General features: G+C 60.2%; 1 protein-coding gene and 1 pseudogene. One reads left to right on the forward strand and one right to left on the reverse strand.

The genetic code is table 11. The features are described from left to right. Window positions 1-106 (forward strand): annotated as a pseudogene (locus QJT78_RS52560) (co-chaperone GroES); the annotation flags it as partial. Here the strand turns inward: QJT78_RS52560 and QJT78_RS52565 are convergent. Further along, window positions 69-254: hypothetical protein (locus QJT78_RS52565; RefSeq protein ID WP_281460991.1), on the reverse strand; the 186-nt coding region annotated here is incomplete at its 5' end. The pseudogene QJT78_RS52560 and the gene QJT78_RS52565 overlap by 38 nt on opposite strands.

The raw sequence follows: 254 nt of genomic DNA on the forward strand, positions 1-254 counted from the left end.
CGGCACTGAAGTCAAGATCGACGGCGTCGACCTGCTGATCATGAAGGAAAGCGACATTATGGGCGTCCTCACGGATCTGCCGGCCGCCAAGAAGAAGGCCGCGTAAGCGCCAGCCGGTTTTCCTTACCCTGAGGATTCGGCGCAAGGGCCGCAACGTTGTCCTCGACAAGTCGTTCGGCGCTCCCCGCATCACCAAGGATGGCGTCACCGTCGCCAAGGAGATCGAGCTCGAAGAGAAGTTCGAGAACATGGGC

The sequence above is a fragment of the Bradyrhizobium sp. Mp27 genome, assembly GCF_029953005.1.
GTDB classification, from domain to species: domain Bacteria; phylum Pseudomonadota; class Alphaproteobacteria; order Rhizobiales; family Xanthobacteraceae; genus Bradyrhizobium; species Bradyrhizobium barranii.